Raw genomic sequence first — 15,664 nt, forward strand, 5'->3', positions numbered from 1 at the left:
GCCGCAATAAATTACAGCGCCTGATGCTTAGTCTCATGGGTCAGCAGCAGCGCAATCAGCGTCAGCGCCGCCATAGCCGCCAGATAAGCGCCCACGTAGAACAGACCATAATTTGCCTGTAGCCAGGTGGCGATGTAAGGCGCCACAGACGCGCCCAGGATGGACGAGACGTTATAGGAGAACGACGCGCCGGTATAACGCACTTCCGTCGGGAACAGCTCCGGCAGCAGCGCGCCCATCGGGCCGAAGGTCAGCCCCATCAGGCTCAGACCAATCAGCAGGTACGCCATCACCAGCGCCGGACTACCTGAACTCAGCAGCGGCGGAAAGACGAACAGAGCAAACAGAATGATCAGCGTGGTGATCGTAATCATGCTCGCGCGACGGCCAAACTTATCCGCCAGCAGGCCGGCAATCGGTACCATCACGCCAAACCCAATGACCGCCATCATCAGCATCCACAGCACTTCGTTACGCGGCAGACCCAGCCCAACCGGCGCGGCGGCGGTACTGTAGGTCATGGAATAGACCGTCATGATGTAGAACAGCGTGTAGGTCGCCAGCATGATAAACGTGCCCAGTACGGTCACGCGCACGTGTTTGGTCAGCAGCGTACCCAGCGGCACCTTTACCTGTTTTTTCGCCGCGGCCACTTTTGCAAACACCGGTGTCTCATGCAGGGAAACACGCACATACAGGCCAATCAGCACCAGCACCGCTGAGAACACAAACGGAATACGCCAGCCCCAGCTCATAAACTGCTCGTCGGTCAGCAGCCAGGAGAGCAGCAGGAAGGTCCCGTTGGCAAAGAAGAAGCCAATTGGCGCGCCAAGCTGCGGGAATGAACCGTACAGCGCGCGTTTACGCGGCGGGGCGTTCTCGGTCGCCAGCAGCGCCGCGCCACCCCATTCACCGCCCAGCCCCAGACCCTGACCAAAACGCGCCAGCGCCAGCAGGACCGGCGCCAGAATGCCGATGGTTTCGTAAGTCGGCAGCAGGCCGATCGCCACGGTGGAGATCCCCATCGTCAGCAGCGAGGCCACCAGAGTGACCTTACGGCCAATACGATCCCCGAAGTGTCCAAACAGCGCAGATCCAATCGGACGCGCCACAAACGCGATGGCAAAGGTCGCCAGAGACTGTAGCGTCGCCGCCGTCGGGTCACCCTGCGGGAAGAAAATATGCGGGAAAACGATGACCGCTGCGGTGGCGTAAATGTAAAAGTCGAAGAACTCAATGGCGGTGCCAATCAGCGATGCGACGACAACTTTATTGCGCGAGTTGACCGGGACGTTTTCCGCACCAGAGTCGAGTGTTGTGGCTGTTGCTTGCATAATATTTTCTTATTGTTTGTCGAACGAAAGGCCATATTACGCACAGCAAAAGCGACATTTCAATCTGTAACAAGGCCGCGTTCTGATGATAAAAGCAACAAAAAGCGGATAATGTTCAGACCAGCCGAAATGCTTCCATGAAATGCTTCACAGTTTTTAAATATTGGTTGATAAAACTGGTTTTCGGTTAAATAAAAGTTACGGACTGGATTTATATGCTGAAATGATGAGTCGGGCTGAAATATCAGCCCGAGAGCGGAGCTAGCGGTGTGTTTTACCGGGCATTCGCGTGTCGCCTTTGTACTCGGCGGTGGCAATCCACGCCGCGCAGAACAGGGTCAGGCGCGCGAAGAAGTAGAAGAAGGCCATCAGCCCCAGCACCGAGCCAAACGCCGCGCCGGACGGGGATTTCACCAGCGATGGCAGCGTGTAGGTCATCACGATTTTAATCACTTCAAAGCCTATTGCCGCAATCAGCGTTCCGCGAAGCAGCGCCTTCTTGCGCGGACGATGGCGGGGCAGACGCCAGAAAATCCAGAAGAACAGCAGGTAGTTGGCGAAGATAGAGATCGCCAGCCCGATACCGCGCCAGGCGGGCTTCAGCCATTCGATGTAATCAAGATAGAGCGCCGAGATAATCATCTGCTGTGCAGAACCGGCAACAGAGGTGATCGAGAGCGTCACGATCAGCGCGACGAGCAGGCCAATCAGCGAAATAAAATCACGGAAATACTTAACCCAAATCTTCTCCTGATCCTGAGGCGTGCGCTCCCACACGTCGCGCGACTGGGCGCGAATGGCCTCGCGCAGGTTGCCCATCCAGTTAACGCCGGAGTAAAGGGCAATGAGCAAACCGACAATCCCGACCGTGGTACGTTGCTGCACGGCGGTATTAATCGTGCTTTTCAGCGTGCTGGCGAGAGTCGGGTCACTGACGTTATTCAGGATCTTATTGAAGATATCCTGCAGCAGCGTCGGGTGCGACGCGAGTACAAAACCTGCCGCCGCAAACGACACCATCAGAATGGGGATCATCGACAGGAAGGAAAAATAGGTGATGGCGGCCCCAAACTGGTTTCCCATGCGGTCATTAAAGCGCTCGGTCGCGCGTATCAGATGCGCAACCATGGGAAGCTGCTGAATTCTTTCTGCCAGGCTGGTGACGGTACCCAGCGCTTTGCTGGCGGTACCGGGGGCTTTAGCTTCTTCTGGCTCGGTTTCCATCTTCTTGATGGGTTCATACTCTAAATGTTGGGTGGGTCGTTGCGGGTTATTTTCCGGCGTCACGCGTCTTTTCCTTTTCGTTTGGCTGGATGTTACTGAATTATAGCTTGCGACTAGTCCACGTAAGCTTTTGTGAGTTCGGTTAGCCACTCCATAAACAAATGCACCCGGCGGGAGAGGTTGCGCCGGTGGGGGTAAATCAGAGAGACAGGCATCGGTTCCGCACGATACTGCGGGAGGATTTCGACCAGTTTCTTCGCGCGCAGTAAATCACGCACCCCAACGCGCGGCGCCTGAATAATGCCCAGCCCGGCGAGGCAGGCGGCCTGGTAAGTTTCGGTGCTGTTGACGGTTAACACGCCGCCCGTTTTTATCCACTGCGTTGCGCTGCCGTTATAAAACTCAAAGCCCTGAGGGCGGCTTCCCAACATCGCGGCGTAATGAATCACGGCGTGTGAACCCAAATCGTCCAGCGTGTCGGGGTAGCCAAAGCGCGCCAGATAGTCCGGGCTGGCACAGTTAATCACCGACAGCTTGCCCAGCGGACGGGCAATCAGCCCCGAGTCCTTCAGGGAACCCACGCGGACGACGCAATCAAACCCTTCGCGGATCACATCCACCAGACGATCGCTGCTGCTGAGCTCCAGTTCGATACCCGGATACTGCTGTAAAAACGCAGGCAGTTTGGGGATGACGACATTTCGCGCAACGCCGACGGGCATATCCACGCGTAGCCGTCCGCTGATGCTGGACGGATCGTGCTGAAACATACCGTCCAGTTCATCCAGGTTCGCCAGCAGATCTTTTGCCCGCTCGTAATAGACCATGCCATCCTGCGTCAGGCTGACGCGGCGCGTGGTGCGGTGCAGTAGCTGGGTGCCAAGCCGGTTTTCCAGGGCCTGGATTTGCCGTGAAACGCTGCCTTTTGGCAGCGTTAATGTCTCTGCCGCGCGGGAAAAACTTTCCAGTTCCGCGACGCGAACAAACAACTGCATTGCGTGAATTTTATCCATAGAGGAAGCTCATTGTTGTTTGCACTGAAACAGTGAAGCGTTTTAACCCGTCTTTATTGATTTTCTATCACCTAATAAGCTCTTTCTCAATCTCCATAACAGCCAAAACGAGGTTTAAGATGACTGAACGTATCGCATTAGTGACGGGTGGCAGCCGTGGTTTGGGTAAAAACGCTGCGTTAAAGCTGGCGGCAGACGGGACGGGAATTATCCTCACCTACAACCGCAGTCAGCAGGACGCGCTGGACGTTGTACGCGAAATTCAGGGAAAAGGCGTCAAAGTGGCGGCATTACCGCTCAATGTCGGGGATATTACCAGTTTCGATCATTTTGCCCGACAGCTTCAGGAAATCCTTATTAGCGTCTGGCAGCGTGAAACATTTGATTATTTATTGAACAATGCCGGAACGGGTTTATACGCGCCCTATACCGAGACGACGGAAGCCCAGTTTGATGAGGCACTGAACATTCATTTCAAAGGACCCTTTTTCCTGACGCAGCGCCTGCTGCCGCTGCTTAACGACGGCGGTCGGATCCTTAACGTCTCCAGCGGACTAGCCCGTTTTACCCAGCCGGGCTCAGGGACCTACGCGGCCATGAAAGGGGCGATGGAAGTACTGACCCGCTATCAGGCGAAAGAGCTGGGCGCGCGCGGGATCGCCGTTAACATCATCGCGCCAGGGGCGATAGAAACCGACTTTGGCGGTGGACGCGTGCGCGACAACGCCGAGCTTAATCAAATGCTGGCGTCGCAGACGGCGCTGGGGCGGGTAGGTCTGCCGGACGATATTGGCGATGCCATCGCGGCACTGCTTAGCGATAAGCTCGGCTGGATGAATGCACAACGTATTGAAGTGTCTGGCGGAATGTTCCTCTGATATTTTCACTTAAGGGGAGGGAACCCCTTTGAGGAAATCCTTAATGTGGATGTGTCAAAATGCGGGTAAATATAAAAACCACTGGCGTATTTGTAACGTCTCCATTCATTGAGTTTTTTCTTAAAAAATGCCTCGGTAGAATCCCCCTTCGCTATTCTCAGAGGGAGAAAAACGATGCGAGTAATCATGTTTGACAGGCAGTCGATATTTATTCATGGAGCGATTCACAGTCTGCAAAAGTTGATTCCTGAAATAAATATAACGGGGGCTTGTCAGGCAGACGATTTATGGGCGCAAATATCCGCATCGCCGTCAGCTATCGTCATGATTGATGGCAATTTAATTGAGGAAGAAGGGAGTTCTTTCCTGGAGGAAATCATGCATCGCTTCCCGGCGATACGGGTGATCATGGTGTTGGCAAAAAAAGAGGCCAGATGGGTGGAGCAGCTGATGCAGCGAAACGTAATGGCCATTATCCCCCGTAATGCCAACCCCGAGCGTTTTTCCGCCGTGCTGGATTCCGTCTCCCGAGGGATGGTCTGCTTCCCCGGAGAGTGGGTCAACCAACAATCGTCAGCGCAGGCGTTGTTATCCCTGAGCGAACGTCAGCGTGAGGTTCTGAAACTGCTGGCTGCGGGGGAATCAAATAAAGAGATTGGCCGCAATCTCAATATCAGTGCGGCCACGGTGAAAGCACACCTTGAAGCGCTTTTCCGCCGGCTGGAGGTAAAAAACAGAACCCAGGCCGCCATGTATTACACCCGAGCGACGGCCTGAAGCACCGCTTTCGGCAGTGAGGACGTCACGCCGAAACTTAATATCATCAGGACCAGCGCGTCATGCTGCTGCTGGGTTAATGGACGTACACACATTTCCCGCAGCAGCGTCTCACACAGCTGAATATCTTCCTGAAGCAAATATTCCGCCTGAAGGGGAGTGATAAGGCCGTGAAATTTTTCCCGCTCGCGGATCACATGCCCGTAGCCGATAACCCATAAACCGTTTTCGTCACGATATTTCTCCAGTGAAAGCCCTTGATGTGTCTTAATTAATGCAATGGCGGCAGAAGAGATATTCAGCGCATGACCTTTCATATTCGTTTCCTCTTAATGGCGATACTGTAGAGGAATCGGGCCAGGAGAAATATCCGCCAAATGGCTATTGTTCAGTAATTATTGTGCAGGTATTCCTGCCGTAATAAGCCAAATAACCAGTCATTCTGCCAGCGCCCGGAGAGGTAATAGCTCTCGCGTAGTTCCCCTTCCAGTCGAAAGTGGGCTTTTTCCAGCAGGCGTCTGGAGGCGATATTTCCCGCGGTGACGGTGGCGGTGAGCCGGCGTATACCGCCCTGATGAAAGGCGTAATCGCAAAGCGCATTAAGGGATTCGAAACCGTAACCTTTTCCCTGCGCCTCAGGTGCAAAAAGAAAGCCCACTTCTGCGCAATCCTCCTCCCGATGAATATACCCGGTTAAGCCCAGCGGGGCCTGTGAGGCGGCATCACGCACGACCAGACAAAGCCAGTGCGCGCTGCCCGGCGTCCAGGGCGCCAGGCGTGAATCAAACGCCTCGCGGATCGCCGCGACGGGGCGGTCTTCCGCCACAAAGCGCATGACCTCGGGATGCTGCTGCAGCGCCAGAAAAAAGGGCCAGTCTTGCTCCTGCAGAGGTGAGCAGCTCAGGCGTGAGGTCATTAAAACCGGCATTAAGATTCTCCTGAAACATTTTAAATGATTTTAGAGTTGTCACTTTATTTCAACGGAAAGTCAGGTATGGTTAAGCGCGTATAAATAAAAAGAAAAACGGCCATTAGCGCCCATTCCGATGTCTTCGTTGTCGCTTAAGGAAAACAATGACTCTCAGCACATCACATCATATTCGCGAACAGTTCGAACACTGTCTGGCGGTCATTCGCCACGCGTCGGTGGAAATTTTACTTCTTCTGAATGTACATGTTTCTGAGGGAAAAGATCCACGCTGGTTTCTGGAACAGCTGGACAGCGCGCGTTCAGGCCTGGGGGGATGGGGCGCCGTTGCGAAAAAGCTTAACCTGAATGATGCCGAGATGTCGGAGTTTACGCTGCAGTTGCGTCTGCTACAGCAGCGCGTACCGCAATATGAAAGCGGACAGGATGTCAGTGAAAATCAGCTGATTGCGGCAATGCGGTTTGTAACCGCGCTGGAGCACCTTCGTCTACAGCAGCCGCTGCTGACCTACAGCACCGAGCTGGCACCGGGAAGCGAACTCCAGCAACAGCAGGCGCACAAGCAGGTACGCGCTATCGAGCTAATGATTAAAGGGCTCATTCAGCAGGCCTGGCCCGATCAGGTGCGGCTCAATAATCATCTTAAAACTTTATTTAACGCTGACCGTGTACGACGCTGGCTGAAGCTTGGCGAAATCAACGATGTTCTGAGCGGCATGATGTTCAGCGAACTGGCGCAAATGCTGGTGGATAAAAAAGAGTTCAGCCGCTATTACGCCTCGTTGTTTAACGATCCTTCCATGTTGACGCTTCTGGTGGAGCCGCGCAAAACGCTGCAAACCTTCCTCGACGACATTCGACAAATCCGCAACAGCATCACGGTTCAGAAAACGCTAAGTTCTGCGCAAATTCAGCTGCTGGACAACTACTACACGCAAATCTCCAGACCGGTCCAACGGGCGTTTGAAGAGGGGAGAACGCGCGTCAACCCGGCCGGACTCATGGCGGTGGACGCCAGCGAGCTGCACGCCTTCTGGGAAAAGGCGCAGAAGATGGATCGCCTTACCGGTGGGGATCTGTTTGAAGTCCGCGACACGATTGAAAAACCGACCCAGCGCGCGCCGCGCACGCCCGAGCAGCGTGAGCAGCTTATCTCCGGTGTGTTATGGGGGGCGGTCGGCGTGATGGTGATTGCCATTGTGGCGGGTGGCTTCTGGCTGGTGACCAACAGCAAACCGCAGCCTGCAGCGGCGGCGACTACGGCGCAGGCGGCCCCGCCGCAGGAGATGCGCGAAACCCCTTCCTCGCGTGAGACGCTGACGCGAATGGGGGTGACCTGGGACGAGAATAATTTCCGTTCGGCGATTAACCGCAACGACACCCGCGTGGCGCTGCTCTTCTTGCAGGGCGGGATGGACTGGAAGCTGTCATGGACCGAAGAGGCGATGTCGGCAGACTATGACGACGTGCTGGAACTGATGCTGCGCTACCGGCAGAACATGGTGGAAGAGAAGCCGTGCCGCCGTTTCATCAATACGCTCAGCCACGCCATGTCCAACGGCGAGTCCCTGACGTCAATACGTAAAGAGTATCTGAAAGCATTCTGCACCGTGCCGGCCGTGGTGAAGCGTCAGAAGCACGATCTTGAGATGGCAACGCGCCGCGCGCAGTCTCAGCCGGATGCCACCACGAAAAAATGGCAGTCTATTCAGACCGCCATTTATGAGGTGATTCGATAAAATTTTTCACCCCTCACCCCGGACCTCTCCCCAAAGGGGTGAGGGTGTTCAAGTTCCCTCTCCCCTTTGGGGAGAGGGTTAGGGTGAGGGGCCAAATCGCACCCCACTCAAGGCTCCCCATACAACCCAATCAACCGCCGCACCACACCGTTGGTCCAGCCGAAGCCATCCTGCAGCGGATACTCCCCGCCGCCCCCTTCGCGCGGCGTGCTGCTGGCGATGTGGTACTTTTCAATCAGCTTGTGGTGCGTCTTGTAGAAGTGGTTCACCGTATGCAGCCAGCTCCAGGCGATTTCATCCCCCAGCGAGTCGTTGCCGTACTGCTTGAACCCCTGAATCGCCATCCACTGCAGCGGTGCCCAGCCGTTGGGTTTATCCCACTGCTCGCCGGTTTCATACTCGGTTGCCAGAATTCCACCCGGCGTCAGCAGACGCGCTTTTACCGCGTCGGATAAACGTTCTGCCTGCTCATGCGTCGCCATTCCAACATACAGCGGCACAATGCTGGCGGCAGAAAACAGCGCCATTTCCTCGCGTCGCCAGTCGTAATCGCGGTAACAGCCGCTCTCCTCGTCCCATAGATAGCGGTTCACCGCCGCGCGGCGATCGGCAGCCTTCTGGCGGAACAGCTCGGCCGTCTCTTTATCTCCTTTCGACGCCGAAATATTGGCGATGGCGCTTTCCAGCTTAAACAGGAAGGCGTTCAAATCAATCGGGATAAACTGCGTCGTGCGGATACTGGCGAGCCGCGCCGGATCGCGCAGCCATCGGGACGAGTAATCCCAGCCGGAGGCCGCACCGGCGCGCAGGTCGCGATAGACCTCATTCGGCGGACGGCCCGAGTGGCGGGCCGTTTCCACGTCCTCAATCCACGATTCGTCGCGCGGGGTGTCTCGGTCGTCCCAGTAGCGGTTCAGCAGCGAGCCGTCCGGCATGCGCACCGCGCTGCGGTAGGCCTGATTAAGCAACAGCGACTCCGCGCCGTCCATCCAGAAGGCGTGCTCCATTTTGAGGTGATCGAGGTAGCGCTTCGCGCCGCGCACGCCGTCCTCTTCGAACAGCTCCACCATCAGGGCAAAGACCGGCGGCTGCGAGCGGCTGAGATAGTAGGTGCGGTTGCCGTTGGGAATATGGCCGTAGCGCTCGATCAGCCAGGCGAAGTTGTCCGCCATGCACTTTAGCAGGTCGTTACGGCCGCTTTCCGCCAGCCCCAGCATCGAGAAGTACGAGTCCCAGTAATAGGTCTCACTGAAACGTCCGCCGGGCACGATATAGGCCTGCGGCAGCGCCAGCAGGGACGACCAGGGGATGTGGTCCTGCGGCTCACGCGTCAGCACGGGCCACAGGCTATCAATGTGCTCTTTCAGCGACAGGCCAGGGTCGGAAACATATTCTGTGCTGTAGGTTTCAGGCAGCCAGAAGTGGTTCTCCACGAACTGGCGCAGGTCGAAATCCCGGTGCCGTCTGACCTTGCGGTAGCGGATCAGGATATCCAGCGGGTCCATCTTCGGCGCGCAGTCGGGAAAGGTTTTGCTGTCCGCAAACAGCCGCGTCGACTGCACGTGCTCGAACAGTTCAAGGTAGCGATCGGCGGGCGTCAGGGCATCGGAGGCGGGTAGCCCCTCGATCATTTCGGGTTCCGGCTCCGCCTCAATCATCTCATCCAGTTTTAACTCGCAGGGATCGGTCTCGTAGCGCAGCTCTTCTGCAATCTCGAATTCGATGTTCTCGGTAGCCTGTAGTTTCTGGTTGAACATGGTGATAAGGACCTCCGGTTGTGTGTTCTGATGACAGGTTTTTCCGGGCGTCCTATAAGCGTAGACATTCGCTTCGGTAGATGTGGAGGGATATGTGCGGTAGATCACTCTTTTCGGAGCATTCGTTTTGCAACGATTTATGTCATCAAGCCCGAACAAACCGTCGTCCGGGCATCCTCCGGCGCTCAGTACAGATAATTCCGTTTTGCCAGATCGACCAGGTCCGCCAGTCGGGTGATATTAAATTTTGCCATGATACGCTGCTTATAGGCGCTGACCTTTTTGTTATTCATGTCCAGCATCGAGGCGATAATCTGATTGCTATAGCCAGCAGAAATGTAGCGCAAAATACATATATCAATATGGGACAGGGATAATAATAACGAAGCATCCTGCGGATATCGGGCGTGATGATGCCAAAGCTCAGAGCCGTAGCAATACTTACCGGAGAGGACGTTATTGACGGTAGCGATTATTTTTTCTAACGAGCTATTTTTATTGATGTAACCTGCCGCACCAGCCCGCCTGCTTAGCTGAATGTGAAAATCACTGAATGATGAAGACAAAATGAGAACCCGAATCTCAGGGCGTGTTTTCCTTATTTTTGCCAGGTAAGAAAACACCTCGGCGCTTTGTTGCAGATGTTCCATGATAATCAGGTCAGCATGTAACGCAGGTAATGCGCTGTGCAATTCCTCGATGGCCGGAAATTGTGCCACGACCTCATAATCTTGTTCTGTTAATAAGCCCCTGATACCTGCACGCAGCAGTGGGCTGGAATCCATGAGAATGACTTTTTTACCTGACATTCCTGACTGTCCTGAGTGGGTAACGAAAGCATTATTTTCTATCCATGTCCAAAAAAGTGAACCAAGACTTGTCTTTATCTTCGCCATTATTTTCCTCACGTCATCCCGACCGTTCCTTACCCTTAAATGACTTATAAGACGGGTTTGCGACAGGTCTTATTAAGCCAAAACTTGCCAGCCGGGAAGATAGCGTCAGCCAGGGAGTGAATCCCGTATGGAAGTGCGTCTGGCGCGTTGCGCGGACACAGATCGATTATTTACACGAGAATTTAGAAAATGAATCTCAAGCCAGTAAATATTGCAGTCGTTGATAAAGAGACGATTGTCAAAGCTGACGTTCTGCGCAGTGAAAAGGTTGGCAGTGCTGTCAAAATTAAAGCCATCCCGAATGCAAAATACATTCTTGCTGAAGGGGAAAATGGCGTCGCGCCAGAAAACATTACGCTCAAGCGCGTCGGGAAAGACCTGTTCGTCCTGCTGGAAGGCACCGACGAAGATCAGCCACAGCTGATCATTGAAGGCTATTTTGATAATCCGGGTGAGCTGGTCGGTAAAGGCGAAGATGGTCAGTGGCATGAGTACATCGCCACTGACGGCGATGACGACCATAAAGCCGCTTTCCTGCTGGATGGTGAATCCTCCGCCCAGGCGCTGGGTGCGGGCGCTATTGCGGGTCTCGATGGTTTAGCCGTTGCGGGCACCGCGTTCTCTCCTGCCTTGTTGGCGTTGGGCGCGTTAGCCGGTATTGGCGCGCTGGTGGGCCTGGGCGCCATTATTCGTCATAACCGCGACGATGGTGGTAATAACAATGGCGGTGATAATGGCGGCGCCGTTGCGCCTGTCCAGACACCGGTACTGACCGACGTACAGGACGATTTCGGCACGGAAACCGGTGCGATCCTGCAAAACGGCGTCACCGATGACGCGACCCCGACCTTCAGCGGTACCGGCACGCCGGGCGACATCGTTGAATTCTGGGAAAACAACCAAAAGCTGGGCGAAACCCGCGTCAATCCTGACGGTTCCTGGAGCTGGACGCCGGAAACCCCGCTGGCGCAAGGCGACCACAGTATTGTGCTGATCGGTATAGGCCCGGACGGCCGCACCAGCGCGCCGAGCGATTCTTTTGATTTCACCGTGGCTCAGGACGCGCCTGTTAAACCGATTATTGGCGAAGTGGAAGACGACGTCGGTGCGGTAACCGGCCCAATCCAGAACGGTGAGGCGACAGATGATACCCAGCCGACATTCCGCGGTGAAGGTGCGACCCCTGGCGATACCGTCAGGCTGATCGTTGACGACGAAGTGGTCGGTACCGCGATCGTCGGTGAAGACGGCAAATGGGAAGTCACGCCTGAACAACCGCTGCCGGAAGGGAGCCACACCGGGACCGTGATCATCACCGATCCGGCTGGCAACGACAGCGAACCGTCTGATGACTTTAAATTTATCGTTGTACCGGAAAAACCGGTTATTGGCGTCGTAGAAGATGACGTCGGTACCGTCGTGGGCCCGATTCAGAACGGTGGTGCGACCGATGATACCCAGCCGACATTCCGGGGTGAAGGTGCGACCCCTGGCGATACCGTCAGACTGATTATTGATGATGAACTGGTTGGCACCGCGATCGTGGGTGATGACGGCAAATGGGCCGTGACCCCGGATAACCCGCTGCCAGAAGGCGAGCACGTGGGAAATGTGGTGATCACCGATCCGTCTGGCAACGCGAGTGAGCCATCTGACGACTTTAAATTCATTGTCGACCTGGAAGCGCCAGCCAAACCGATTATTGGTGACGTTGAAGACGACGTCGGTCCGGTTGTGGGCCCTATCCACGACGGTGATACCACCGATGACACCCAGCCGGTATTCAGCGGCGACGGCGGCACGCCTGGCGACACCGTTCGTCTGATTATCGACGACGAAGTCGTGGGTACCGCGATCGTCGGTGAAGACGGCAAGTGGGAAGTGACGCCGGAAAATCCTCTGCCGGAAGGCGAGCATGAAGCGGTTGTGGTCATCGTCGATCCGGTAGGTAACGCCAGCGAACCGTCCGATCCGATCGGTTTTATTGTCGATACCACGCCGCCGGAAAGGCCGACGATTGAGACCGTATTTGATGACGCGGGTCTGAAAACGGGCAACCTGGCGAACGGGGACATCACCGACGACAGCACCCCGGACTTCAGCGGTACCGCCGAAGAAAACAGCCTTGTGCATATCATCGTGAATGGCCGCGAGGTGGATTCTGTTACCGCAGATGAGAACGGTAAATGGACCTGGACGCCGTCTCCGGCGCTGACCAACGGTCACTATGACGTTGAAGTCGTGGCTGAGGACGCGGCTGGCCTGCGTTCCGAACCGTCCGAGTCGTTTTCCTTTGATCTGGTGGCAGGCGGTATTCCAACTGCACCAGCCATTACCGACGTTATCGATGACGTTGAATCACATACTGGCACCGTGCAGCAGGGCGGCGTGACCAACGACGATCGTCCAACCATCACCGGTACGGGTCAGGACGGCACCACCGTCTATCTGTACGACGGCGCGAACCCGGATCCGATCGGCAGTGCGGTGGTAACGGGCGGAACCTGGACCATTGAGTTCGACACCCCGCTGGCGCAGGGCGAGCACCGTTTCCGTGCGGTCGCTCAAAACGCAGTAGGCAACCGCAGCCCGGAGACCGGCGAGTGGGTCATCATTGTTGATTCCGTCGCACCGGGCGCAGCAACGGATGTTGAGCTGTGGGACGACTTCGGCACGCCGGGACTGATTGGCGATAACGAGACGACGGATGACAACACCCCAACCTACCGTGGTAAGGGCGAACCTGGCGGTACCGCGATCATCGATCTGGGTGATGGTACCACCGTGCGCGTACCGGTTGATGAAAGCGGTAACTGGAGCTACACCCCGGCGCCTGCGCTGGCGGATGGCGACTATGCCTGGAGCGTTGCAATTGAAGATAACGCGGGGAACGTCGGTCCGGTTTCCGGTCCGATCCACTTTATCGTTGATACCAGCCGTAACGGTGTCTCGATCAGCCACGTTGAAGACGATGAAGGGGCGTTGCAGGGCAATCTGGCCAGCGGCAGCTTTACTGATGACACGACGCCAACCGTTGTGGGCCGCGCGACGCCGGGTGCAGAGGTCAAAGTCTACCTGGACGGTAATTTTGTCGGCAGCGTGATCGCTGACCCGCGTACCGGCGAGTGGAAGTACACCATTAGTCCGGCGCTGCCTGCTGATGGAACTTATCAGATTACCGCCAGTGAAAACACCGGCACTGGTGACAGCGCGCAGACCGCACCGTTTGATTTAACGCTGGATACCCGCGTGCCAGCAGGCTCATTCGATAGCGTAACGGATGACGTTGGTCTGGTGCAGGGCGATCTGGATAACCCGGCGAGGACCGATGACACCACGCCAACGCTGCACGGTACCGGCGTTGCGGGCGATATCGTCTTTATTTACGACGGCACGACGCCGATTGGTTCGGTAACCGTCGGTGCCGATGGTTCGTGGAACTACACCCTGCCTGCGCAGAACAACGGCGCAGAGCTGGTGCTGACCACGGTCTTCCAGAGCCCGACTGGCGTACGAAGCGCACCGTCAGATGAGTGGAGAATCATCATTGATACCGAGGCGCCGGTAGGTAGTGCGGTGGTTGACGGTATAACCCAGGACTCAGGCGTCAGCGGAAGCGACTTCATCACCAACAGTGGTAAAGCCGGTAGCCTGGTGACTGGCCACCTTTCTGCGCCGCTGGAAGCGGGTGATGTCGTGCTGGTTTCCGTCGATGGCGGATTAACCTGGCAAGAGGCGCTGGTAGAGGGTGACAAGTGGGCGTTTATCGATGAGCAGGGCCACAGCGCGGACTGGACTATCCAGACTCGCGTGGTTGACGTAGCCGGGAACTACACCGAATCCTCGCAGAAAGTGGTGCTGGATCAGGTTGCGCCAGACGCGCCGACCGACGTGGTGCGCAGCGGTAATGACGTGACCGTCACCCTGCCGGGCAGCGGCATTGTTGAGGGCGACACTGTGCTGGTGAAGAGCGGCGACATTACCGTTACGCACACCCTGACGGCTGCGGACATTGCGAACGGCAATGTGACCCTGACCATGCCTGCGGGCGGCTACACCGATATTCCGGTGGGCGCGGCGATTGTTGACGCGGCGGGTAACAGCTCGAGCTACCGCACCAGTGATTTCACCAGTACCAACAGCTTCGAAGACGATACGGAGTTCGCGGATATCAATGCGGGTCAGTGGGTGCACGGGATGCGTTTCTCCCACACGGCTGATACCGCCACCGCGGATTATGAATTCGACAGGATGGTCATCGGTGCAGGGAGCACCAACAGCCTGTATCTGTACAGCACGTCTACGGATTCTGAGATGGCGGCCAGCATGTTTGTTGACTTCCAGTATGGGGCTAAAACGATCGATTTCGTTTTCAACCCGCGATTTGCTGGCCCATCGACGGTGGTGACGTTCTACGACATTAACGGCAATGAGATTAGCTCTCAGGAGGTGAATGCCTTACTCCCTAACCGTAACGTCTCGGTGTCGTTTACCAGCCCGGATGATACGCCGGTTTACCGGATGGAGATCCACCACGAAGAGCAGGTGGGCAGCACCGGGTTTGGTTTCAGTATCGACAACCTGGTGGTAAGCGGTACGGCAACTACCGTTACGCCGGGTGAATTCCTGGCGGATAACCAGGGCGATATCTGGTACGGCGATGCGGCGGACAACCTGTATCAGGTCAGCGATGTGGCCAGCCTGACAGATGCCGTCATTCAGGGCGGCGAAGGCATGGACACCCTGAAGCTGCTGGGGGCGGATCAGCACCTTGATCTGAGCGCGCTGACGAACCCTGTTCAGTCAGTAGAGGTATTCGACATTACCGGAACAGGTGACAACACCCTGACGCTGAACGCGGGAGATGTGCTGGAGAACGCCTCACAGAATCTGTTCCACGATAACGACTTCAACCAAATGATGGTGAAGGGGAATGCTGGCGACACGGTCAACCTGAGTGACCTGTTACCGAACGATATGGACCCGGGTAACTGGACCGATGGCGGTACGGTGAATGTTGGAGGAGTGGAGTATCAGTCTTACCAGATGGAAAGCCTGAATACCGAAATCCTCGTTCAGATGGGAGTTACGGTCACGCTACAGAACCACTAATTGATG

11 protein-coding genes are annotated in these 15,664 nt (G+C 56.0%); 4 read left to right on the plus strand and 7 right to left on the minus strand.

Annotated features, from left to right (window positions below; translation table 11 throughout):
- Positions 1–11: 11 nt before the first annotated feature.
- The 3 genes from ACWKXT_RS21725 to ACWKXT_RS21735 form a co-directional block, all read right to left on the minus strand.
- Complete coding sequence (locus ACWKXT_RS21725; RefSeq protein ID WP_454529508.1) at positions 12–1,334, minus strand: MFS transporter; 1,323 nt, start codon at positions 1,332–1,334, stop codon at positions 12–14.
- A 261-nt stretch (positions 1,335–1,595) separates the two neighbouring features.
- A complete protein-coding gene (gene yhjD, locus ACWKXT_RS21730; protein ID WP_454529509.1) occupies positions 1,596–2,621 on the minus strand; it encodes an inner membrane protein YhjD in 1,026 nt (341 codons plus the stop codon).
- Between the two features lie 50 nt (positions 2,622–2,671).
- A complete protein-coding gene (locus ACWKXT_RS21735; RefSeq protein WP_119916287.1) occupies positions 2,672–3,571 on the minus strand; it encodes a LysR family transcriptional regulator in 900 nt (299 codons plus the stop codon).
- 119 nt (positions 3,572–3,690) lie between these two features.
- Here ACWKXT_RS21735 and ACWKXT_RS21740 point away from each other — a divergent pair, with 119 nt between their 5' ends.
- Positions 3,691–4,449 carry an SDR family NAD(P)-dependent oxidoreductase gene (locus ACWKXT_RS21740; RefSeq protein WP_454533380.1) on the plus strand — a complete coding sequence of 253 codons (759 nt, stop codon included), beginning with the start codon at positions 3,691–3,693 and terminating at the stop codon, positions 4,447–4,449.
- A gap of 174 nt (positions 4,450–4,623) precedes the next feature.
- Positions 4,624–5,226, plus strand: a complete 603-nt coding sequence (locus ACWKXT_RS21745; protein ID WP_454529533.1) for a response regulator transcription factor — start codon at positions 4,624–4,626, stop codon at positions 5,224–5,226.
- Here ACWKXT_RS21745 and ACWKXT_RS21750 read toward each other — a convergent pair.
- Both ACWKXT_RS21750 and ACWKXT_RS21755 read right to left on the minus strand, forming a co-directional pair.
- Entirely contained in the window at positions 5,205–5,543 is a 339-nt protein-coding gene (locus ACWKXT_RS21750; RefSeq protein ID WP_080329104.1) for a lysozyme, read from the minus strand. The two genes, ACWKXT_RS21745 and ACWKXT_RS21750, sit on opposite strands and share 22 nt — an antisense overlap.
- Before the next feature lie 71 nt (positions 5,544–5,614).
- Positions 5,615–6,154: a GNAT family N-acetyltransferase gene (locus ACWKXT_RS21755; protein WP_454533381.1), complete on the minus strand. Its 540-nt coding sequence runs from the start codon at positions 6,152–6,154 to the stop codon at positions 5,615–5,617.
- Between the two features lie 146 nt (positions 6,155–6,300).
- On the opposite strand from ACWKXT_RS21755, the gene ACWKXT_RS21760 reads away from it, so the two are divergent.
- The gene (locus ACWKXT_RS21760; protein WP_454533382.1) at positions 6,301–7,893 is read left to right on the plus strand and encodes an STY4199 family HEPN domain-containing protein; all 1,593 of its coding nucleotides are present in this window, start codon (positions 6,301–6,303) and stop codon (positions 7,891–7,893) included.
- Positions 7,894–8,000: 107 nt separating this feature from the next.
- Here the strand turns inward: ACWKXT_RS21760 and ACWKXT_RS21765 are convergent, their stop codons facing one another.
- Positions 8,001–9,650, minus strand: a complete 1,650-nt coding sequence (locus ACWKXT_RS21765; protein WP_454529513.1) for an alpha,alpha-trehalase — start codon at positions 9,648–9,650, stop codon at positions 8,001–8,003.
- Positions 9,651–9,835: 185 nt separating this feature from the next.
- Positions 9,836–10,546, minus strand: a complete 711-nt coding sequence (locus ACWKXT_RS21770) for a response regulator (RefSeq protein ID WP_454529514.1) — start codon at positions 10,544–10,546, stop codon at positions 9,836–9,838.
- Between the two features lie 189 nt (positions 10,547–10,735).
- Between ACWKXT_RS21770 and ACWKXT_RS21775 the strand changes: the two genes are divergently transcribed.
- Positions 10,736–15,658 carry an Ig-like domain-containing protein gene (locus tag ACWKXT_RS21775; RefSeq protein ID WP_454533383.1) on the plus strand — a complete coding sequence of 1,641 codons (4,923 nt, stop codon included), beginning with the start codon at positions 10,736–10,738 and terminating at the stop codon, positions 15,656–15,658.
- Positions 15,659–15,664: the final 6 nt, after the last annotated feature.

The sequence above is a fragment of the Enterobacter sp. UPMP701 genome (genome assembly GCF_053709515.1).